The following is a 21,166-nucleotide window of genomic DNA, read 5'->3' as shown; positions in this document are numbered from 1 at the left end:
GGGGCTTGCGCAGGGGCCGTGGGGCGCGGCGCTGGCGGGCTGGCGTGGTGGTGGGAAGGGCGGGTGTGCAAGGAGTTGCGCAGGTGGTGGCTGCGGAGGGAGTGTCCCGGATTGCATCCGGGCTACGGTTGAAGGGATTGCCGATCTTCTCACCCAGGGCTTCTTGGAAGAAGAGGGCCTAGGAGGTGCCGCTCAGTCCTCCCACTCGCGGCCGGCCAGTTCCAGCAGGGTGTTGGCCTGCTCGGGGCCGTTGCTGCCGGCGGGGTAGGGGCGCGGGTCCTGGTAGTTGTCCTGCCAGCCCTTGATGATCGGGTCGACCCAGGCCCAGGCCGCCTCGACTTCATCCCTGCGCATGAACAGCGTCGAGTCGCCCTCGATCACGTCCAGCAGCAGGCGCTCGTAGGCGTCCCAGCGGCGCTTCTGCGGGAAGACCTGGGCCAGGTTGAGGTCCAGCTCCATTGGCGTCAGGCGCATGCCCTTGCCCGGGCTCTTGCCCATCAGCTGCAGGGTGATGCGCTCTTCCGGCTGCAGGCGGATCACCAGGCGGTTGGCCTGGCTTCCGTCGAACAGGCGGTGAGGAACGGGCTTGAACTGGATGACGATCTCCGAGCGCTTCTTCGCCATGCGCTTGCCGGTGCGCAGGTAGAAGGGCACGCCGGCCCAGCGCCAGTTGTCGATCTCCGCCTGGAGGGCGACGAAGGTCTCGGTGTCGCTGTCGTTGTCGACCTGCTTCTCGAAGTAGTAGGCCGGCACGTCATGCCCGCCGATCTTGCCGGCGACGTACTGTCCGCGCACTGTCTTGTCGTGCACATCGAGGCCGGCGATGGGTTTCAGCGCCTCGAGGATCTTCACCTTCTCGTTGCGCACGGACTCGGTGTCGAAGCGCACCGGCGCCTCCATGGCCACCAGGCAGAGCAGCTGCAGCAGGTGGTTCTGCACCATGTCGCGCATGGCCCCGGCGTGGTCGTAGTAACCGCCGCGGTTCTCCACGCCGAGGGTCTCGCTGACGCTGATCTGCACGTGGTCGATGTGCCCGGCGCGCCAGATCGGTTCGAACAGCGCATTGGCAAAGCGCAGCGCCATCAGGTTCTGCACCGTCTCCTTGCCCAGGTAGTGGTCGATGCGGAATACCTGGGATTCGTCGAACGCTGCGCCGATCGCCGCATTGATCTCGCGCGCCGACTCCAGCGAGCGGCCGATCGGCTTTTCCAGCACGATGCGCGTGTCGCTGCCGGCCAGCCCAGCGAGGGACAGGTTCTCGGCGATGGACTCGAACAGGTCGGGCGCGGTGGCCAGGTAGTAGATGCGCCCGCGCTGGCAGGCACTGGCACCGAGGAACTTGCCGAGCCGGCCGAATTCGGCGGTGTGCGACAGATCCATGGTGAAGTAGTCGAGGCGCGCGGCGAAGCTGGCCCAGCTGTCGTTGTCGAAGTCGCTGCGCGCCACCTGGGCGCGCACCCGGCGCTCGGCCAGGGACTGGTACTCGGCGCGGTTCAGCACATTGCGTGCTGCTGCCAGGATGCGCATGTCGGGGCTCAGGCGGCCGTCGCGGTGCAGGTGGTAGAGCGCCGGCAGCAGCTTGTGCAGGGCCAGGTCGCCGGTGCCGCCAAACACCAGCATGTCACAAGGGCTGTTCAACGGGAGGCCTCCGGCCGGTTTGCCTGTGCGGGGTGTGCGTTCATGTAGTATAACTACAAGATCACTACAGCCCGATCATAGCAGGCCGGGTGAAACCGCAGCGAGCCGGCTGGTCGTCGCGCCCGCGGTCCCCCGAGCCGACAACAGAGCCCCTGCCCGTGAATCTTCTGCAGCATATCGCCCAGTCCCGTCACCTGCTTCGCAAGTCCGAACTGAAGGTCGCCGATCACGTCCTGCAGGACCCGTCCGCGGTGATGCACAGTTCCATGGCCGACCTCGCCCACGAAGTTGGCATCAGCGAGCCGACCATCGTGCGCTTCTGCCGCGCCATCGGCTGCAGCGGCTTCCAGGACCTCAAGCTGAAGCTCGCGCAGAGCCTGGCCGCCGGGGCCAGCTTCGGCCAGTTCGCCATCAACGAGAACGACTCGGTGACGGACTTCAGCCTGAAGATCTTCGACACCACCCTGCACACCCTGATGGAGGTGCGCGAGCGCCTCGATCCGCGCGAGCTGGAGAAGGCCATCAACGCCATCGCCAACGCCCAGCGCATCGAGTTCTACGGTTTCGGCGCCTCCGGTGCGGTGGCCGCCGACGCGCAGCACAAGTTCTTCCGCCTGCTGCTGACCGCGGCCGCGTATTCGGACCCGCACATGCAGGCGATGAGCGCGGTGACGCTGAAGCCGCACGACGTGGCCATCTGCATCTCCCAGTCCGGGCGCTCCAAGGACCTGCTGATCACCGCCAACCTGGTGCGCGAGTCCGGCGCCACGCTGATCACCCTGTGCCCGGGGCAGACCCCGCTGGCCGACCTGGCCGACGTCAACCTCGCCATCGACGTGCAGGAAGACACCGAGATCTATACCCCGCTGACCTCGCGCATCGCCCACCTGGTGGTGATCGACGTGCTGGCCATGGGCGTGGCCATGGCCCGCGGCCCGGACCTGGTCAACCACCTCAAGAGCGTCAAGCGCAGCTTGCGCAGCCTGCGCCTGTCGCCTAAGTCGGTGCGCAGCGCGGAAGACTAGATCGGCAAGTCCCGGCCGTTCGGCATCGATCGGTCACGCAAGATTCATCGGCGCGCCGCCAAAGCGTAACGCCGGCGCGCGCAAGCTGAGCTCCGGCAAACGGATCAGGAGCCGCCGCGATGAACCTGCATCTCGAAGAACCCGTCCACGACAGCAAGACCCGCCGCAAACTGGAAGACCAGCGCCGCATGGCCTTTCGCCGCGCCATCGAGGACTACGCCGAGCAGCGCCGGCTGCAGCAGGAGCTCGGTGGCTATCCCGATCTGCTCCCCGCCGATTTCCTGCCGATCACGCGCAGCCCGCAACGCCACGCGGCTTGAGCCCTGTGCGCGGTGTGCCGAATTCGGCATGCCGCGCGTGCAAAGCGATCAAGCCTCGGCGGCGCCGACGGGCCACTGTAACGGGCAGACTGCCAGGAGCCCGTTATGACCCGACTGACCCTGACCGAGGCCCATGAGCTGGCCGCCGACATCCTGCGCCACGCCGGTTTCAGCGAGGCCTTCGTGCAGGCCATCGCCGCCACCGTGACGGCCGGCGAGCGCGACGGCTGCACCTCCCACGGCCTGTGGCGCCTGCTTGGCATTGTGCGCACGCTCAAGTCCGGCAAGGCGGTGGCCGATGCCGAGCCCGAGGTGATCGACCAGGCGCCATCGCTGGTGCGCGTCGATGCCCATGGCGGCTTCTCCCAGCTGGCGTTCGCCGCCGGCCTGCCGCTGCTGGCCGACAAGGCGCGGCGCAATGGCATCGCCGCCATGGCCATCAATCGCTGCGTGCACTTCTCCGCGCTGTGGGCGGAGATGGAGGCGATCACCGAGCTGGGCCTGGTGGCGCTGGCCTGCAACCCGACCCAGGCCTACGTCGCGCCGGCCGGCGGCAGCCGCCCGCTGTTCGGCACCAACCCCATCGCCTTCGGCTGGCCGCGGGCCGGCGGCCATCCCTTCGTCTTCGACTTCGCCACCAGCGCCGTGGCGCGTGGCGAGATCGAGCTGCACCGCCGCTCCGGCGCGCCGCTGCCGGCCGGCTGGGGCGTGGACCGCAGCGGCCAGCCGAGCAGCGAGGCTGCCGAGGTGCTCGACCACGGTGCCATGCTGACCTTCGGCGGGCACAAAGGCTCGGCCCTGTCGGCGATGATCGAGCTGATCGCCGGGCCGCTGATCGGCGACCTGACCAGCCTCGAATCCGGCGCCTTCGACGGCGGCGTGAATGCCCTGCCGTACCACGGCGAACTGATCATCGCCCTCGACCCGCAGCGCTTCCTCGGTGAGCAGGCCGACCAGCACCTGGCCCGCGCCGAGGCGCTGTTCGAGGCGATCCAGGGCCAGGGCGCGCGGCTGCCGTCGCAGCGCCGCTACAAGGCGCGGGCGAAGAGCCTGGCGGAAGGTGTGGAGATCAGCGACGGCCTCTATCGCGATCTGCAGGCGCTGCTGGCCTAGGGTGTCGTTTGACGTAGCGTAGCCGGATGCAATCCGGGAACAGGCGACTCCGCTCCCGGATTGCATCCGGGCTACGGGCCTGGCAGCTCCGAGTCGCCCGATACCCTCACCCCAGACGGTAGCCCGGATGTAATCCGGGTAAGGCAGCCCTCGAAGTCCCGACTTGCATCCGGGCTACATGGCGCAGGGCGCGGATTCATCTTTCTCACGAAAAAAAGCCCCGGCGAACCGGGGCTGAGGGAGAGAAGCGCTGGTGTCTGAGCCGACACAAGGTGTTTCAGGCCAGCGATTCCCGCGTGGTGATGCCGTCGACCAGCCGGGCCAGACCCAGCGGGTTGGCGTTCTTCAGGGCGTCCGGCAGCAGGGCGTCCGGGCAGTTCTGGTAGCACACCGGGCGCAGGAAGCGGTCGATGGCCAGGCTGCCGACCGAGGTGCCGCGTGCATCCGAAGTGGCCGGGTAGGGGCCGCCGTGGACCATCGCGTCGCACACGTCCACGCCGGTCGGATAACCGTTGAACAGCACCCGGCCAACCTTCTGTTCCAGCAGTGGCAACAGGTCGCCGTGGGCCTCCAGATCGGCCGGCTCGGCGGTCAGGGTGGCGGTCAGCTGGCCGCGCAGGCCGTGCAGGGCGCGGATCAGTTCGGCCTTGTCGGCCACTTCCACCACCACGGTCACCGGACCGAACACCTCTTCCTGCAGCAGCTCGTCGCCGTCGAGCAGCAGCGCGACATCGGCCTGGAACAGCTGCGGGCGGGCCTGGCGGCCTTCCTGCGGCTGGCCGGCCAGGTGCTTCACCCCCGGGTGGGCGCGCAGCGCGGCCAGGCCGTGCTCGTAGCTGCTCAGGGTGCCGGCGTTGAGCATGGTCTGTGGCGGGCGCTGGCCGATCTCGGCGATCAGGCTGGCGGTGAACACGCTGAAGGCCGGCGAGGCGATGCCGATGACCAGGCCGGGATTGGTGCAGAACTGGCCGCAACCTTGCACCACCGAGTCGGCCAGTTCGCGGGCGATCTTCTCGCCGCGGGCGGCGAGGGCGGCCGGCAGCATCAGCACCGGGTTGATCGAGCTCATCTCGGCGAACACCGGGATGGGATGGGGGCGCGCGGCGGCCATGTCGCACAGGGCACGGCCGCCCTTCAGCGAGCCGGTGAAGCCAACCGCCTGGATCGCCGGATGCTTGACCAGCCACTCGCCGACCCCGCCGCCGTAGACCATGTTGAACACGCCGGCCGGCATGCCGGTGGCCTCGGCGGCGCGGATGATCGCCTGGGCCATCAGCTCGGCGGTGGCCATGTGGCCGCTGTGGGCCTTGAACACCACCGGGCAGCCGGCGGCCAGCGCCGCGGCGGTATCACCACCGGCGGTGGAGAAGGCCAGCGGGAAGTTGCTGGCGCCGAACACCGCCACCGGGCCGACGCCGGTGCGGTACTGGCGCAGGTCCGGGCGCGGCAGTGGCTGGCGCTCGGGCAGGGCGCGGTCGATGCGCGCGCCGAGGAAGTCGCCGCGCCGCAGCACCTTGGCGAACAGGCGCATCTGGCCGCTGGTACGGCCGCGTTCGCCCTGGATGCGTGCGGCCGGCAGGGCGGTCTCGCGGCACACCAGCTGGACGAAGTCGTCGCCGAGGGCATCGATCTGCTCGGCGATGGCGTCGAGGAACTGTGCGCGGCGCTCCGGGCTCTGGGCTCGGTAGGTCGGGTAGGCGGCCTCGGCGGCGCGGGCGGCGGCGTCCACCTCGGCCTCGGTGGCCTGGTGGAAGCGGTAGGGCAGCGCCTCGCCGGTAGTGGCGTCGAGGCTGTGCAGGATGACCTCACCGGCGGCACTGCGGCCGCCGGCGATGAAGTTGTGGCCGATTGTGGCGGGCATGGTTAGCTCCTGTCGCGGGCCTATGAAATCAGCGTTGCCATTGCAGACCGGCCGGATGCCCTGGAAGCATCCGACCGCAGCACGGCGATCAGGCGGCCGACCAGTTGGCGTACCACTGGCGGAACAGCTTGTACTGGGTCTCGGCGTAGTTGCGCTGGGCGTCGCTCAGTACATCGGTCTCGTTGAAGTGCAGGGCGTATTCCTTGTCGCCGTTCAGCACCATCAGGTACTTGTAGTAGAGGACCAGGTCGCAACCCTCGTCGAAGGACGACAGCACGTTCAGCGCCTCGGACAGCTCCTGGGCGCGGCGCCTGGCCACGGCGTCGCCCTTGGCGGCCTGCTTGCTCAGTTCGACCAGCTGCAGCACTTCGCGCGGCAGGGCGTTGCCGATACCGGTGATGGCGCCGGTCGCGCCGCAATTGACGAAGCCATGCACCACCTGGGTATCGACGCCGGCCATGAGGATCACCTGGTCATCCTGCGAGGTGATGTGCTCGGCGGCGTAGCGCATGTCGGCGGCGCCGCCGAACTCCTTGAAGCCGATCAGGTTGGGGTACCGGCGGCGCAGCTTGAAGAACAGCTCGGCGCGGGTGGCGAAGCCGTAGTACGGGCTGTTGTAGATCACCGCCGGCAGCTTCGGCGCCGCCTCGAGAATGGCGGCGAAGTGCGCCTCCTGAGCGGCCGGCGACGCGCCACGGGACAGCACGCGGGGGATGACCATCAGGCCATGGGCGCCGACCTTGGCGGCATGGGCGGCGTGGGATACGGCCTCGCGGCTGTTCACCGCACCGGTGCCGACGATGGTCGGGATGCCGGCGGCGACCAGGCGCGCCACCCCTTCCTGGCGCTCGGCCTCGGTGAGCAACGGCCAGTCGCCCATGGAGCCGCAGTAGACCACGGCGCTCATGCCGGCCTGGATCAGCTCGCGGCCCTTGCGCACCAGGGCGTCGAAGTCCGGTTTGCGCTCGGCGGTGCAGGGCGTCATCAGGGCGGGGATGGTGCCGGTGAAGATGTTGCTGCTCATGCTGTTTGCCTCCTGGGGCAGAGTCAAAGTATTTCGTATACGAAAGGTGGCGGCCGGTATCGGCCGTTGTTTCCATCGGGTTGGGCCTGGGCCCGGTTCATAGCGCCGGCGTGCGGCGGTTTTCAAATCTGCAAAAGCAGGTGTTACAGCTTCGGCTCGACCGGCCAGGTATCCGAGAGGCGATAGCCGCTCGGCCAAGGGTCGCTCGGGTCGAGCAGGTGCTGGTGGGTGCCGGTGATCCAGGCCCGGCCGGACAGGCAGGGGTAGATGGCCGGGCGCCCGGCGACTTCGGTCAGCGAGTCGATGCGGCAGTGGAATTCGGAGCCGATGATCGAGCGGCCGATGAAGCGTTCGCCGGCCTGCATCTGGCCTTTGGCATGCAGCACCGCCATGCGCGCCGAGCAGCCGGTGCCGCAGGGCGAGCGGTCGATCTTGCCGGGGCGGATCACCACCGCGTTGGCGGCGGTCAGCACGCCGTCGATGCGCTCCACCGGCGCGGCGATCTGGCAGAACGAGATGTGCGCCCAGTCCTTGTTCAGCGGATGCACGAAGCCGAGCTGCTCGTTGGCCGCGCGGGTGATCTTCAGGCCGGTGGCGACCAGGTCGGCGGCCTCGTCGGCGGTCAGCGAGAAGCCCAGGGCGCGCGCATCGGCGATGACGAAACTGTCGCCGCCATAGGCGGTGTCGACCTTGAGGCTGCCGAGGCCTTCGACCTCGATCATGGCGTCCAGCCTGTCGGCGAAGGACGGCACGTTCTTCACCTCCACCCGCTGGACCTTGCCATCGCGGCACTGGGCCACGGCTTCGATCAGGCCTCCCGGGGCCTCCAGCACCAGGCGGGTCTCCGGCTCGGTCATCGGCAGGATGCCGCTGTCGAGCAGCACGGTGGACACGCACAGCGAGTTGGAGCCGGACATGGGCGGCGTGTCAGCCGGCTCCATGATGATCCAGGCCATCTGCGCCCGCGGGTCCTTGGCCGGCACCAGCAGGTTGACGTGGCGGAACACGCCGCCGCGCGGCTCGTTCAGCACGAAGTTGCGCAGCTCCTCGTCGCGGGCAATCCAGCGCGACTGTTCCCAGAGGGTGGCGCCCGGCGGCGGCGCGACGCCGCCGACGATGACGTCACCGACCTCGCCCTCGGCGTGGCAGCTGACCACATGGATGACCTTGCTCGAACGCATTGCTTCCCCCTACAGGACCGACTTCAGGAAGTCCGCGGTCTCCGGCTTCTGCGGGTTGCCGATGACCTGGTCGGGCGAGCCGATCTCGTGCACCAGACCGTTGCGGAAGAACGCCACGCGGTCGGACACATCGCGGGCGAAGCGAATCTCGTGGGTGACCAGGATCATGGTCATGCCCTCCTCGGCGAGCAGGCGCATGGTGTCCAGCACTTCGCCCACCAGCTGCGGGTCGAGGGCGCTGGTGGCCTCGTCGAACAGCATGTAATCCGGGCTCATGGCCAGGGCGCGGGCTATGGCCATGCGCTGCTGCTGGCCGCCGGAGAGCTTGCTGGGGAACACCTTGAGCTTGTCGCCCAGGCCGACGTGGGTCAGCTGCTTCACGGCCAGGGCCTCGGCCTCTTCCTTGCTCTTGCCGAGCACCTTGCGTGGCGCCAGCATCACGTTCTCCAGCACGGTCAGGTGCGGGAAGGCGTTCCACTGCTGGAACACGATGCCGATCTTCTGCCGCAGCTTGTTCAGGTCGGTGCCCGGTGCGTGCACCTCGGTGCCGTCGACGCGGATGCTGCCCTTCTGGATCGGCTCCAGGCCGTTGATGCACATCAGCAGGGTCGACTTGCCGGAGCCGGAGCCGCCGATGATCGACACCACCTCGCCCTTGTTCACCGTCAGGCTGACGCCCTTGATGACCTCGAGGTCGGCGAAGGATTTGTAGACGTTGTCGATCTCAATCATTTTCCTGCCACCTTTTTTCCAGCCGGGCGCCCAGTCGGGCCACCACCAGGCTCATGACGTAGTAGATGAGGCCGGCGATGCACAGCACCAGCAGCGGCTCCTGAATTCGCGTAACGATGGTCTGCGAGGCGCGTAGCAACTCGACGATGCCGATCCACATGACCAGGGCGGTGTCCTTCATCACCGACAGCACCAGGTTGAGCCAGCCGGGGAAGGCCACGCGGGTGGCGATCGGCAGCACGATGTGGCGCAGGTCCTGCCAGTAGCTCATGCCCAGCGAGCGCGCGGCGCGGCGCAGGTTGGCCGGCACGGCGAGCACGCCGCTGCGGACGATCTCGGTGCAGAACGAGGCGGCGTACACGCCGAGCACGATGCAGCCGACGGCGAAGGCGCTGATGTCGAGGCCGGCGATGCTCTTCAGGGCGTTGAACAGGACGAACTGGATCAGCAGCGGCACGCTGCGGAACACGTCCAGCACCCAGGCCAGAGGCAGCGTGGCGCGGGGCAGGGTGGCGCGCAGCAGGCCGAACAGCACGCCGGCGAGGGTGCCGATCAGCATGGCGCCGACGGTCAGTTCCAGGGTGACCCAGGCGCCCTTGAGCAGGAACAGCAGGTCGTTGGAGGTGAGACTGGTTTCGAACATGCTCAGTCCTTCCTCAGTAGCGGAACAGGCGCCAGGCCATCAGGCGTGCGACGAGCACGATGGTCTTGGCGATCAGGTAATAGAGCACCGCCGCCAGGGCGAAGTACTCGAAGGTGCGGAAGGTCTTCACGTTGAAGTCCTGGGTGACGCCGGTCAGGTCGTTGTTCAACCCGACTATCACGCCCAGCGACGTCATCAGCACGGCCCAGACCATCTGGTTGGACAGGGGGTAGAAGACGATGCGCAGCAGCTGCGGAATGATGATCATCCGGTAGGCCTGGAAGGCGCTCATGCCCAGCGAGCGCGCCGCACGCATCTGCGTGTCGGGCACCGCCTTGAGGCCGCCGCGGAAGTTCTCCGCCAGGTAGCCGGCGTTGTTGAAGGTGATCCCGGCGAGCAGGGCGACCCACGAACTGACGTGCAGGCCGAAGCTGCCGAGGCCGAAGTAGAGGATGTAGATCTGGAACAGCGACGGGGTGTTGCGGGCGATGGACACCCAGGTGTTGGCGAAATGCCGCGGCAGCGGATGCTGCATCTGCCGCATCACCGTCAGCAGCAGGGCGATCAGGGTGCCGAGGAGCATCGACAGGGCCGCCGTCTCCAGCGTCACCCAGGCACCCGCCAGCATGTCCGGCAGGGCCTTGAAGGCCGAGCGCCAGTGGAACGTGTAATCGAACATCGATCAGCGATTTCCTTGGGGTTGATGTTGACCCAGCCAGGCCGGGAGTTGTCCCTGGTTGCGCCCGGTACAGGCGGCCTCGACGCAGGCGGCGAGGCTGCCGAAGTGCACACGCCGGCCGACCAGGCCGGGGGCGTAGTGGGCGTACTTGCCCGAGTTGGTCATCAGGGTGTGGCTGCCCGGCGGCACCACCGGCTCGCCGAGCATGCACCAGCAGGTGTCGGTCACCAGGCGCGCACCGAATTTTTCCAGCGTAGCCACATGCCCGGCCTGTACCGCCCGCTCGTGCACGGCGCGACCGCAGGTCACCACCAGAGCGGTGTCCGGGTGCTTGCTACGACCGGCGCACAGGCTGGCCAGGGCGGCCAGCTCGCTGCTGGAGAAGTGCGGGTTGCCCAGGGCCACCAGCTCGACGCGGGGCGACTCGGCGCTGTTGAGTTCCCACCAGCTGTCCAGCAGCTCGGCGATGGTCACCCGCAGGTGCCTGGCCGGAGCCTTGCCGCCGAGGGCGCTGGCCACGTCCGGGGCCTCCGGGGTGATGCCGGCGATATGGAACATGGGCGCCGCCGAGGTGGTGGCGAAGGCGGCGCCGAAGGCCTTGAGCGCGTCGCTGTCGGCGGCGCTGCGCTCCAGCCCGCAGAGCAGCGGGATGTCGCTGCCGGCCAGCAGGCCGACGTGGTAGCCGAGCAGCGGCCAGAAGCTGTCGTCCGGCTGCTGCGGCGTTTCCACCTCGATCAGCAGGCTGGCATGACGGCCCTCGTCCAGGTGGCTGCCGCTGCGCGGCGCGCGCCCGGTGAGGGCGATGCAGATATCCAGATAGTCCGGGTACTTGAGGGTACGGGCGCCGAGCACGCTGTTGGCGTAGACCACGGCGTTGGACTCGGCCCAGACGATCTGCTCGCCGGCCTTGGGCGCGCTGTCCAGCAGGTAGGGCGCACAGGTGTAGCTGAGCGCCGCGCCCATGGCCATGTACACGTCGCCGAGGGCGCTGGCCGGCTCGCCGAACGCCGGGTCGATGCCCAGGGCACGCCACTGGCGCTGATCCACCGAGATCGAGTTGAGCGTGGTCGGCACGCAGACCCTGGCGTCCCAGTCCCGCAGCTGCTGGGCGAAGCGCAGGCAGGCCGGGCCGGTGTAGATGCAGCCGTCGATGTGTGCCTGGGTGACGTCGAGCAGTTCGCTTGCACCCTGTAGCTCGGCCATGCGCAGTACCAGCTGCATCGCCACCTGGGCTGCCTTGCCGTGCGCGCCGGCGAGGATGGCGCGGTCGCGCTCGCTCAGGGAGATGCTGCTCGGCTGCACATCGCCATGGGCAATCGGCTCGGCGTGCCAGTCGTCCTCCGGCGCGCTGCCGAACAGCTGCAGGCGCTCGCCGTCGACGCGGGCGATGGTGCCGGCGTGAGCTGCCAGCTCGGCGAAGGCCGCGTGGCCGATGCACAGCACCGGCAGCTGGACGTCGAAGACATGCTCGGCGACCAGGGCGCCGAGGCTGAGAATCTCGTCGGGCTCGGCCAGCACCAGCGCCGCCGGTGCCGGACCGTTGAGGATCAGTTCCAGCAGGACGCTGCTGCCGGTGCAGGAGCCGCGTCCACTGGGAATGGCCAGGATGCGCCCGGTCAGGGATTGCCCGCTCAGCGGATGGTGTCGGTCGATCACCTCGCCGCTGAACGGATCGACGCCGCCCCAGAAGCTCAGGCCCAGGTCGGCGTGGAGCAGGGTGCCCTGACCCCGCCCCGCCACCAGACTCCGGCCCTCGATTGCTGCCACTGCGGACATCGTCGTTGCCCTCGTGCCTATCAGTAGTACACGTTCGGCACGGTCAGGTTGGCCGGCTTGATCTCGTCGCCGACCCACTTCTTCCACAGCTCGTCATAGCGGCCGTTGCGCACCTGCTGGTTGACGAACAGGTTGAGGTAGTTGAGCAGGCCGTACTCGTTGCGCTTGGCCGCCAGCGACACGTAGTCGACGACATAGGGCGCGTCGCCGGCGATCTTCAGGCCCTTGTACTTGCCGGACTTGAGGGTGGCGGCGGCCACGGTGTTGGTCACCACGGTGGCGTCGATATGGCCCTGGGCCACGGCGAGGATGGTGTCGTTCTGCGACTGGTAGGCGCGGAAGCTGCCCTCGCCCCAGGCCTTCTGGTCCTTCTCCAGGGCGATGGCCTCGTAGGTGCCACTGGTGTTGCCCAGCTTCTTGCCCTTGAGGTCGGCGTAGCTGTTCACGCCCGCATCCTCGCGGGTCAGCACGACCATCTGGAAGGCGAAGTAGGGCACGGTCATGCCCACGGTCTTGGCGCGCTCCAGGGTGTCGGAGGTGGAGGCGACGATCACGTCGGCACGGCCGGAAATCAGGGCCGGGATGCGGTCCGGGAACGGCGTCTCGACCACCTCAGCCTCGACGCCGAGCACCTTGGCCAGGTCGTTGCAGTAGTCCACGTCGAAGCCGGCCGGGTTGTTGTCTGTGTCACGGAAACCCATGGGCGGGAAGTCCAGGGTCACGGCGCAGCGCAGCTTGCCGGACTCGATGATGTCGTCGAGCTTGTCGGCCTGGGCGGTGGCGGCCAGGGATGCGCTGAGGGCGGCGCCGAGGGCGACGGCGAGAGTCTTTCTATTCATGTGCAGCCTCATGTGTGTCTGATGGTTGGCAGATGAAACAGATGTATCTTGAATTTCGTATACGATATTTGATTAGCAAGGGCTGTGCCGGATCGACTGGGGCAGATGCGATGATCCGTCCAGCCCGCGCCACATCGGCTCGAGCGAGCAAACGCAGCGGTGGCGAAAAGACTAGTCGGCCCCGTTCGTGACCGCCCGGTGTTACAGAACGAAGCATGAACGAGTCCGCGTGCCCGCAAACGGAACACGGCGGTGGGCGTTGGGTTGCACCAGGTGCGACCCAGTGATCGTCAGGAGTGGCGGTGCGAGTCGCGATAGTGGCTGGGAGAGAGCCCGGTGAGGGCCTTGAACTGGCGGCTGAAGGCGCTGTGGTCGGTGTAGCCGCAGCGCAGGGCGATCTCGGTGATCGGCAGCTCGCCGAGCAGCAGTTGCGAGGCCGCACCCAGGCGCGCCTTGTGGATCATCTGCCGCGGGGTGAGCTGGAAGATGCGCTTGCAGTGGCGCTCCAGCTGCGCCACCGAGAGACCGGCGAGGGCGGTCAGCTCGGCCAGGCTGATCGGCTGGGCGTAGTGGCGGCGGATGTGTTCGTCCACTGCCGCCAGCTTCTGGTAGGCCGGGTGCGCGGCCTGGGCCGCCGGCAGGTCGCAGGAGACGCCGGCCATGCCGATGATGCGGCCCGCGGCGTTGCGCAGGGCCAGCTTGTGGGTCAGGCACCAGCCGGGCTGGCGGCCCGGATAGAGATGCAGCTCCAGTTGGTCCTGGAGGCCGTTGCCGGCGTCCAGCACCTGCAGGTCCTGGGCGGTGTACAGCGGGCCGAAGCGCGACGGGAAGACTTCCTCGGCGGTGCGCCCGAGCAGCTCGCCCTTGTCCCTGAAGCCGCAGCGGGTGGCCAGCGTCTGGTTGACCAGCATGTAGCGCGCCTGCGGGTCCTTGATGAAGAACACCACGCCGGGCATGGCATCGAGCAGCGGGGCGACGGCGCCCAGGCTGGCGAGCAAGGTCGGCAGGTCGGCGGGGGCGGGTTGTTGCGGCAGCAGGTCGAGCATGGGGCGGTTGGGCACTGGCCTCTTCGGGGCGCCCATTCTGCGCAGCGGCGGGTGGCGGGGACAAGCGGCCCGCCCGCAGGCGGGCCGCTCCGGCGTTACTGCAGCCTGACGCTATAGTCCTCCACTTCGCCATAGTTGAAGGTGCCGCAGGGCACGGGCGCCGCGTTGTAGCGCATGGCGATGCGCAGGCGCGTGGTGCCGGCCGGGGCGTTGGCCGGCACCGCCAGGTTGCCGGTGGCCACCGTGGCCAGGGCGCGGCCCGAGCTGTAGACCTCTTCGCCGGCATCGGCGAAGTCGCCGTCCTTGTTCAGGTCGATCCAGGCCTTCCAGTACTCGGGGTAGGCGCGGCCGGAGAACTGAGGCGTCAGGCGCAGGCTGTTGGCGCCGCGCTGCAGGTCGATCACCTGGTTGGTGAAGTCGCTGTAGGTGCTGGCGCCGGAGCTGCGGCTGAAGGTGCCGACCTGCACCCGGCCGATCCACTCGGCGTTGGCGTTGCCGCTGGCGGCGCTGCAGTAGCTGGGCTGCGGCGAGCCTTCGCCGATCACCAGGAAGCCGGCGCTGACCGCCCCCCAGCTGCCGGCCGTATCGCGGGCGCGCACGTAGAGCAGGTGCTTGCCATCGGCCAGGCCGGTGGTGTCGATCGTGCCGCTCAGGCTCTCGGTCTTGGCGTTGAAGGCACCGTCCAGCGGCTGCAAGGCGATGGGCGTGGCGCCGGCCTCCCAGGGCGCCTTGTCGATGTAGTACTCAGCGGCGGCGATGTTTTGGGTGGTCTCGGTGCCGTTGCTGTTGTTGAAGCGCAGGTCGCTGGCACTGGCGCTTAGCGTCACCGGCGTGCCGGCCGGCACGCCGTCGGTGGAGGCACCGCCGCCCAGGGCGACGCTGGCCACGTCCGGCCCGGCGGGTGTGAGGTAGGGCGTGCGCACCACCTTGGCGGCGTAGATCAGCGCTGGCAAGTTCTTCGGCTTCACCGTGTTCTGGTACACCGCGCAGCTCTGGAAGAACTGCGTGCCCAGCTCGAAGGTGTAGGCGGCCACGCCGAGTTCGCCGTAGCTGACGCCGTCACTGGTGCCGTCGGTGGGATACAGGCCCACCGACTGCTGCGGGCTGTAACCGTTGAAGAAGGCGAACTTGCGGCCCAGGGTCTGCAGCGCCGTGCCATTGGGCGCGGGCTGGCTGGTGTCGCCCCAGGGCCAGAGCACCAGCTCGCTGTAGCTGTGGATGTCCAGGTGGATGCCGCTGGTGCTGCTCGGGGCCGCGTCGCCCCGGTTCGGCCCGCGACGGTCCGGCCAGAGGCTGCGCGCATAGGCTTCCAGCGCCTGCACCTCGGGCTCTGAGCCGGCGCTGGGGCCGCGGTAGGTCTCGTTGCACTGGGCGCCGCTGGAGCCCTGGCCGTTGGTGCTGTTCCAGCCGAAGGTGAAGTTGCGGTTGAGGTCGGCGCCGCGGCTGTTGCTGTTCGGCCCGCAGTAGTTCTGGTTGGTGTTCTTGCGCCAGGACAGCCCGGTCTCGGCCTTTTTGCGCCCGTCCGGGTTGGTCTGCAGCATCAGGTGCACTTCGTGATGGTCGAGGATCCAGGTGGCATCCGGGTCCACGCCGTAGCCGTCCACCAGCCAGCGGGCGAAGGCCAGCACCAGCGGCGCGGTGGTGTACTCGCGGGCGTGGATGGCGCTGTTGATCAGCAGCTTGGGCTTGTCGCCGGGCTTGTCCCTGTTGGTCAGCTTGAGCACGCCGATGTCATAGCCGCCCAGGCCCTGGGTCTTCTCCCAGGACTGGCCGACCATCAGCCATTCCGCCAGCTGCGGGCGCTGGGCGGCCATGCCGGCGGCCGCCGCGTAGGTCTCTTCCACCGTTTCGTAACAGGCATAGCCGGGAACGCTGGCGATGCTCACGTCGCTGGCCGCGCCGACGCTCAGGCTACGCTGTTGCAGGCGCTGCTGGATCTGCCCGAGCACCTGGTTGCGCTTGGCGATGAAGTCGGCGGCCACCTCGAAGGTGAAGCCGAATACCGCCAGCTTCTGCTGTTCCTCCTCGGTCAGCTCCATGATCAGGTAGCCCTGGTCGTAGTGCGATTCGAGCAACTGGCCGTGGAAGCTGATGGCGGCCTTGCGGGCGATTTCCAGGCTGGGGAAGAAAGCCTTGTACACCTGGTTGTTGGTCTTCTCCTGCTCGAGCAGCAGGAAGTCTTCCTGGGCCTTGGCCGCGGTGTGGGCCTGAGCGATGTCGAGCAGGCAGAGGGAAGCGATGCCCGCTCCGATGGCGAGCGTTAGCGTGCGTTTTATCATTCTTGCTGTTCCTGTCCGTGTGAGGGGTTGCGTCGCTCGATAAGCGACACGGGCGGTCGAGGCCTTGTGGGTCGCGACGGGTACGGCTTCGCTCTGGTTGCCGACTGCACAGGCATTGGGAATTCCCTTCCTGGCGTGTCGTCGGGAGGAGGCCGGTCTGGCAGCAAGAGTGAATGGAAGCTAGAAGCCCTCCGGGAAGCTGTCAATTTTCCGGAGATAAGCGTCAATCGCGGCAGGTTGGCGACAAGATGACTTGAACGGAGGGTCAGGAATGAAACGCTTCAACGTGCTGCTCGCCGTGCCGCTGCTGCTGGCCTTCGGTTGTCAGGCGGGGCCGGATGCGACGTCCGCAGAGTGGTCGCAACTGCGCGCGCAGCGCGGGCATTTCGAGGGCGGCACCTGGAACAAGGAGCTGGATGCCTGGCAGGGGCGCAAGCATCAAGTGATGCAGCGCCTGGCCGATCGCCTGCTGGAGCAGCGGCCGCACGAGGAGGGTGTGCGTGCGCTGATGGGCGAGCCGGATCGGGTCGTGCCGGCTGGATCGGCCGAGCATACCGATTGGCTGCGCCGCACCGAGTGGCGCGGCGCACCGGGCGGAACGTTGTGGAGCTACCACTGGCGCGGCAATCACGACCAGTTGCTGGTGGCCTTCGATGGCCAGCGGGTCGCCGCGGTCGGCTGGCTCTATGCCTGGGAGTGAGCGTCCGCACCCAGCTGCAGCAGGGTGTCGATACGCGCCGGACTGAACGGCGGCCGCGGCACCGGCGGTTGCCAGCCGAACAGTGCCTGGGCGGCACCGCCGCAGATCCGGCCCTGGCAGGCGCCCATGCCGCAGCGGCTGGCCATCTTGGCCTGGCTCCAGCCCTGGTGATCGGCCACCGCCGCTAGCGGCACGTCTTCGCAGCGGCAGATCAGGGTGTCCGGCCTGGCCAGGTGCTTGACCTCGTCGCGCAGGGCGAAGGCGGCATTCAATGCAGTGGCGAAGCCATGCCAGCGCTGGCGCTGCGGCCACAGGCGCTGCGCCGCGTTGCGCTCGCCCACCGCCGCATGGCCGGCGATGGCGCCTTCCACCAAGGCCTTCTCGCTGCCGCCGAAACCGGTGCTTTCGCCGGCGGCATAGTGATCGGCCAGGCTGGTGGCCTGCCAGGCATCGACGGCGATGGCGCCGTTGTCGATGTGGCAGCCCAGGGCCTGGCCGAGCTGCAGATTGGGGATCAGGCCGAAGCCGCAGGCCAGGCGCTCGCAGGCGACTTCGCGGAGCTGCCCGCCGATGTTCAGGCGCACCGCTTCCAGACGGCCTTCGCCCAGCGCTTCGAACACGTGGCTGTTCGCCCGGTAGCCCGGATGGAACAGGCCGAACGACTGCAGCAGCTTGTGCGGCCAGCGCGGCAGCTGTGCGGCAAAGCCGGCAACCTTGCTCCACGGCGCCTGTTCGGCGATGTTCAGCACTGTCGCGCCGTTGTCCCGCGCCGTGGCGGCGCTGGCCAGCAGCAGCGGGCCGCTGCCGGCGATGACGATGCGCTCGCCGGCTACCGGCATGCCGCCCTTGATCAGCGCCTGCAAACCGCCGGCGCCGGTGACACCGGGCAGGGTCCAGCCGGGGAAGGGCAGCAGCAGCTCGCGGGCGCCGGTGCACAGGATCAGCCTGTCGTATTCGATCACCCGGCCCTGCTCGGGGTCTTCCACCAGCAGCGCCTTGGGACCGGCCAGGGCGACCACGCGGGTGGCCGGCAGATGTTCGATATTGGCTTGTGCCTCCAGGCGCTGGCGATAGTCGCGGGCCAGTGGCGGCAGGTGCGCCTGCGGGCCGTCGCGCCAGATCTGCCCGCCGGCGGCGGGGTTGTCGTCGAGCACGGCGATGCGCGCGCCGCTCGGTGCGGCGGCCAGGGCCGCGGCCATGCCGGCGGGGCCGGCGCCGATGATGAGGATGTCCACCTTCATGGCCGGCTCTCCACCCGCATGCCGTCTCGGCACAGGGTCTGGCAGGCCAGGCGGCGCTGGCCGTCGATGGTTACCCGGCACTCCTGGCAGATGCCCATGCCGCACACCGGCGCGCGGCGCTGGCCGCTGACCGAGGTGCGGCTGGTGCCGTCGCCGCCGAGCAATAGCGCGGCGGCCACCGTAGTGCCGGGGGCCACCAGCAGCGGGCGGCCGTCGAGAGTCAGTTCAGGCATGCGCGCGTACTCCGGGGAAGCGCTGCGGCAGATAGGGTTCAGGCGCCAGGGGGGCGGTCTCGCCGAGCAACTGGGCGACCAGCAGGTCGGCGCTGCCCGGCGCGGTGGTGACGCCCAGGCCCTCGTGGCCGACCGCCAGCCACAGGCCGGGACGCTGCGGGTGCTCGCCGAGCAGCGGCAGGCCGTCCGGGCCGGCGGCGCGGAAGCCGGTCCAGGCACGGATGCCGTTGAGCCGGGCCAGGCCCGGCATGTAGTCGACGGCGCGCTGCAGCATCTTCGCCAGCATCCACGGCTCGACTGCGGGATCGCTGGAGCCGAACTGCCGCGAGGCGCCGATGAACAGCTGGCCGGTCGGCCGCGGCTGGATATTGGCGGCCGTCGACGGGCCGCTGGCGTTGTGCGCGCTGGTCACGTAGCCCAGCTCCACCAGGGTATGGCTGATGCGCCCGGGGTAGCGATCGGTGATCAGCAGGTGGCCCTTCTTCGGCTCGATCGGCAGCTCCGGGCACAGCTCGGTGACATGGGTGCCGCCGGCCAGGATCACCGCCTGGGCGCCGAGCCAGCCGCCGTCCTCCAGGCGTACGCGGGAGCCGTCGATCTCGATCACCCGGGCCCGGCGCTGTTCGATCAGTGGATGATCGAGCAGCCAGCGCGCCGCATTGGGCGCGTAGAGAATGCCGTCGCCGGTCACTCGCAGGCCGCCATGCAGGCCATCGCGCAGTTCCGGCTCGGCATCGCGCAGGGCGCCTGCACCAAGCAGCTCGCAGTCCAGGCCATGCTCGCGCAGCACCTGATACTTGGCCTCGGCCACGGCCATTTCCTCGGCATTGGCGGCCAGCCACAGGGTGCCGTTCTGCCGGTAGGCACAGTCGTCTGGCATGTCGCGAGACCAGTCGCGCCAGCGCTGCACCGAGTATTGGCTGAGCGCGAGCTCCGCCGGGTTGTCGTCGAGCACGATCAGGTGGCCCATGCCGGCGGCCGTGGCGGCGCGCAGGCCGGCGTCCAGCACCAGTACGCGCTGGCCGCGCCGGGCCAGTTCATGGGCGCAGGCGGCGCCGACTATGCCGGCGCCGATGACGATGACGTCGGCGCCGTCACTCACAGGCGAATGCCCCAGGCGAACGGATCGTCCGCTTCGATCAGCAGGGTGGCCTCGGCGCTGATGTGCGCGCGGCCGCGGATGGTGGGGATGATGCGGCCGCCTTCGGCATTCTCGTAGCTGCCCTCGAACTGGCTGCCGATCACGCTGGCCTGGCGCCACAGCTGGCCCGGCTGCAGCTTGCCGTCGGCCGCCAGGCACGCCAGCTTGGCGCTGGTGCCAGTGCCACAGGGCGAGCGGTCATAGGCCTTGCCGGGGCACAGCACGAAGTTGCGGCTGTCGGCCTCGGTGTCGTCGGCGAACAGCTCGATATGGTCGATCAGGCCGCCGTCTTCGCCACGGATGCCCTGGTCTTCCAGGGCCCGCTGCACGGCCACCGAGTAAGCGGTGAGGGCGTCCAGGTTGTCGCCGGCCACGCGCAGGCCGTGGTCGCTGATCAGGAAGAACCAGTTGCCGCCCCAGGCGATATCGCCGCTCACCCGGCCATAGCCCGGCACGTCGACGGTGACCGCCTGGCGATAGCGGTAGGCCGGCACGTTGCGCACGCTCACCGAGCGGTCATCGTGCAGGGTCGCCTCGACGGTGCCGACCGGTGTCTCGATCCTGTGCACGCCCGGGCCGATGCGGCCCAGGTGCGCCAGGGAGACCACCAAGCCGATGGTGCCGTGGCCGCACATGCCGAGGTAGCCAGTGTTGTTGAAGAAGATCACTCCGGCACAAGCGCTGGGGTCGACCGGCTCGCACAGCAGGGCGCCGACCAGCACGTCGCTGCCGCGCGGCTCCAGCACGCTGGCGGCGCGCCACTGGTCGAAGCGCTCGGCCAGCAGCTGGCGGCGCTCGGCCATGCTGCCACGGCCGAGGTCGGGAAAGCCTTCGAGGACCAGGCGGGTTGGTTCGCCGCCGGTGTGCGAGTCGAGTACACGGATGCGTTGCATGGATGGCCCCTGGCGATGGATGTTCCCAGCAAGGGTGCCGCTCCGGCGGCTCGGACGCTTGAGGCATTTCGGTGGTCGCCATGACGAAATCGGCACAGCGGCGGGACGTCTCAGAGGCGGTTGGGCAGGTGCTCGTAGAGGGTCTGGCAGACACCGTTGATGTGCGTCTCGATCAGCCGGGCGGCGGTGTCGGCGTCGCCGGCGCGGCAGGCGGCGATGATCTCGCGGTGCTCGTGGTCGGCGCGGTCCTTGCCCTCGGACAGGCTCATCTGCATGCGCAGATAGCGCTCCAGCTTGTCATGGATCGAGCGGATCAGGCCGACCAGGAAGGGCCGCTGCGCCGGCTCGTAGAGACAGGCGTGCAGCTGCCAGTTGAGTTCGGCCCAGCGGCCGACGTCTTCCTCGCCGAGGAAGGCCTCGCAGATGCGCTCGGCGGCGGCGAAGGTGTCCTCGGTCATGTTCGGCACCGCCAGGCGGATCGCCCGCACCTCGAGCAGCACGCGTACTTCGAACATCTGCGCCATCTCCGGCTCGGAGATGCGGGTGACCACCGCGCCCTTGTTGCGCTGGAACAGCACCAGGCCTTCGGCCTCCAGGCGCTTGAGGGCTTCGCGCACGGGGATCTTGCTGACGTTGAACAGTCCGGCGATGTCGTCCTGGCGGATCGGCTCATCCTCGGCGAACTGCCCGGAGATGATGGCGTCGCGCAGGTGCTTGGCGATGACCTCTGAGGCCGAGGGAACTATCCCAAGGTTGGGGGCATTGAAGCGGGGTAGGGGCACGATGCGTCACCGGGTCGGCT

Annotated in this window: 20 protein-coding genes; 4 read left to right on the top strand and 16 right to left on the bottom strand. The window is 68.7% G+C overall.

Annotated elements, in window-relative coordinates:
• Positions 1-192: 192 nt before the first annotated feature.
• Positions 193-1,620, bottom strand: a complete 1,428-nt coding sequence (zwf, locus tag NF616_RS13365; protein WP_252273781.1) for a glucose-6-phosphate dehydrogenase — start codon at positions 1,618-1,620, stop codon at positions 193-195.
• Positions 1,621-1,796: 176 nt separating this feature from the next.
• On the opposite strand from zwf, the gene hexR reads away from it, so the two are divergent.
• The 3 genes from hexR to NF616_RS13350 all read left to right on the top strand — a co-directional run bounded on the left by hexR (position 1,797) and on the right by NF616_RS13350 (position 4,096).
• Complete coding sequence (gene hexR, locus NF616_RS13360; RefSeq protein ID WP_252273775.1) at positions 1,797-2,663, top strand: transcriptional regulator HexR; 867 nt, start codon at positions 1,797-1,799, stop codon at positions 2,661-2,663.
• Positions 2,664-2,782: 119 nt separating this feature from the next.
• A complete protein-coding gene (locus NF616_RS13355) occupies positions 2,783-2,983 on the top strand; it encodes a PA3496 family putative envelope integrity protein (protein WP_252273774.1) in 201 nt (66 codons plus the stop codon).
• Between the two features lie 105 nt (positions 2,984-3,088).
• Entirely contained in the window at positions 3,089-4,096 is a 1,008-nt protein-coding gene (locus NF616_RS13350; RefSeq protein ID WP_252273773.1) for an Ldh family oxidoreductase, read from the top strand.
• 277 nt (positions 4,097-4,373) lie between these two features.
• On the opposite strand, the gene NF616_RS13345 is transcribed toward NF616_RS13350, so the two are convergent.
• The 10 genes from NF616_RS13345 to NF616_RS13300 all read right to left on the bottom strand — a co-directional run bounded on the left by NF616_RS13345 (position 4,374) and on the right by NF616_RS13300 (position 16,156).
• Positions 4,374-5,957: an aldehyde dehydrogenase (NADP(+)) gene (locus NF616_RS13345; protein ID WP_252273772.1), complete on the bottom strand. Its 1,584-nt coding sequence runs from the start codon at positions 5,955-5,957 to the stop codon at positions 4,374-4,376.
• An 88-nt stretch (positions 5,958-6,045) separates the two neighbouring features.
• Positions 6,046-6,981 (bottom strand): dihydrodipicolinate synthase family protein, encoded by a 936-nt coding sequence (locus tag NF616_RS13340; protein ID WP_252273771.1) that lies wholly within the window; start codon positions 6,979-6,981, stop codon positions 6,046-6,048.
• A 143-nt stretch (positions 6,982-7,124) separates the two neighbouring features.
• A complete protein-coding gene (locus NF616_RS13335; protein ID WP_252273770.1) occupies positions 7,125-8,162 on the bottom strand; it encodes a trans-3-hydroxy-L-proline dehydratase in 1,038 nt (345 codons plus the stop codon).
• 9 nt (positions 8,163-8,171) lie between these two features.
• Positions 8,172-8,894: an amino acid ABC transporter ATP-binding protein gene (locus NF616_RS13330; RefSeq protein ID WP_137974507.1), complete on the bottom strand. Its 723-nt coding sequence runs from the start codon at positions 8,892-8,894 to the stop codon at positions 8,172-8,174.
• The gene (locus NF616_RS13325; RefSeq protein WP_252273769.1) at positions 8,887-9,537 is read right to left on the bottom strand and encodes an amino acid ABC transporter permease; all 651 of its coding nucleotides are present in this window, start codon (positions 9,535-9,537) and stop codon (positions 8,887-8,889) included. Before NF616_RS13325 ends, NF616_RS13330 begins: the two co-directional genes overlap by 8 nt.
• A 13-nt stretch (positions 9,538-9,550) precedes the next feature.
• Positions 9,551-10,216, bottom strand: coding sequence for an amino acid ABC transporter permease (locus NF616_RS13320; protein WP_252273768.1), 666 nt, complete (start codon positions 10,214-10,216; stop codon positions 9,551-9,553).
• Positions 10,217-10,219: 3 nt separating this feature from the next.
• Positions 10,220-11,992, bottom strand: coding sequence for a cis-3-hydroxy-L-proline dehydratase (gene lhpI / locus NF616_RS13315; protein WP_252273767.1), 1,773 nt, complete (start codon positions 11,990-11,992; stop codon positions 10,220-10,222).
• Between the two features lie 20 nt (positions 11,993-12,012).
• On the bottom strand, positions 12,013-12,831 hold the full coding sequence (locus NF616_RS13310) for an ABC transporter substrate-binding protein (protein WP_252273766.1): 819 nt from the start codon (positions 12,829-12,831) through the stop codon (positions 12,013-12,015).
• A gap of 290 nt (positions 12,832-13,121) precedes the next feature.
• On the bottom strand, positions 13,122-13,877 hold the full coding sequence (locus NF616_RS13305) for an AraC family transcriptional regulator (protein ID WP_252273780.1): 756 nt from the start codon (positions 13,875-13,877) through the stop codon (positions 13,122-13,124).
• Between the two features lie 95 nt (positions 13,878-13,972).
• The gene (locus NF616_RS13300; protein ID WP_252273765.1) at positions 13,973-16,156 is read right to left on the bottom strand and encodes a M14 family zinc carboxypeptidase; all 2,184 of its coding nucleotides are present in this window, start codon (positions 16,154-16,156) and stop codon (positions 13,973-13,975) included.
• 271 nt (positions 16,157-16,427) lie between these two features.
• On the opposite strand from NF616_RS13300, the gene NF616_RS13295 reads away from it, so the two are divergent.
• Positions 16,428-16,856, top strand: a complete 429-nt coding sequence (locus NF616_RS13295; RefSeq protein WP_252273764.1) for a hypothetical protein — start codon at positions 16,428-16,430, stop codon at positions 16,854-16,856.
• On the opposite strand, the gene NF616_RS13290 is transcribed toward NF616_RS13295, so the two are convergent.
• The 5 genes from NF616_RS13290 to NF616_RS13270 form a co-directional block, all read right to left on the bottom strand.
• Positions 16,841-18,097, bottom strand: a complete 1,257-nt coding sequence (locus tag NF616_RS13290; protein WP_252273763.1) for an NAD(P)/FAD-dependent oxidoreductase — start codon at positions 18,095-18,097, stop codon at positions 16,841-16,843. The genes NF616_RS13295 and NF616_RS13290 overlap by 16 nt on opposite strands.
• Positions 18,094-18,330 carry a (2Fe-2S)-binding protein gene (locus NF616_RS13285; RefSeq protein ID WP_252273762.1) on the bottom strand — a complete coding sequence of 79 codons (237 nt, stop codon included), beginning with the start codon at positions 18,328-18,330 and terminating at the stop codon, positions 18,094-18,096. The genes NF616_RS13290 and NF616_RS13285 overlap by 4 nt, the downstream gene beginning before the upstream one ends.
• Positions 18,323-19,432 carry an NAD(P)/FAD-dependent oxidoreductase gene (locus NF616_RS13280; protein ID WP_252273761.1) on the bottom strand — a complete coding sequence of 370 codons (1,110 nt, stop codon included), beginning with the start codon at positions 19,430-19,432 and terminating at the stop codon, positions 18,323-18,325. The genes NF616_RS13285 and NF616_RS13280 overlap by 8 nt, the downstream gene beginning before the upstream one ends.
• Positions 19,429-20,364: a 4-hydroxyproline epimerase gene (locus NF616_RS13275; RefSeq protein WP_252273760.1), complete on the bottom strand. Its 936-nt coding sequence runs from the start codon at positions 20,362-20,364 to the stop codon at positions 19,429-19,431. The genes NF616_RS13280 and NF616_RS13275 overlap by 4 nt, the downstream gene beginning before the upstream one ends.
• A 110-nt stretch (positions 20,365-20,474) precedes the next feature.
• Positions 20,475-21,146 carry a GntR family transcriptional regulator gene (locus tag NF616_RS13270; protein ID WP_252273759.1) on the bottom strand — a complete coding sequence of 224 codons (672 nt, stop codon included), beginning with the start codon at positions 21,144-21,146 and terminating at the stop codon, positions 20,475-20,477.
• Positions 21,147-21,166 lie beyond the last annotated feature (20 nt).

It is taken from the genome of Pseudomonas subflava (assembly GCF_023823685.1).
Lineage (GTDB): Bacteria > Pseudomonadota > Gammaproteobacteria > Pseudomonadales > Pseudomonadaceae > Aquipseudomonas > Aquipseudomonas subflava.
This window is presented reverse-complemented; position numbering and strand designations above follow the sequence as displayed.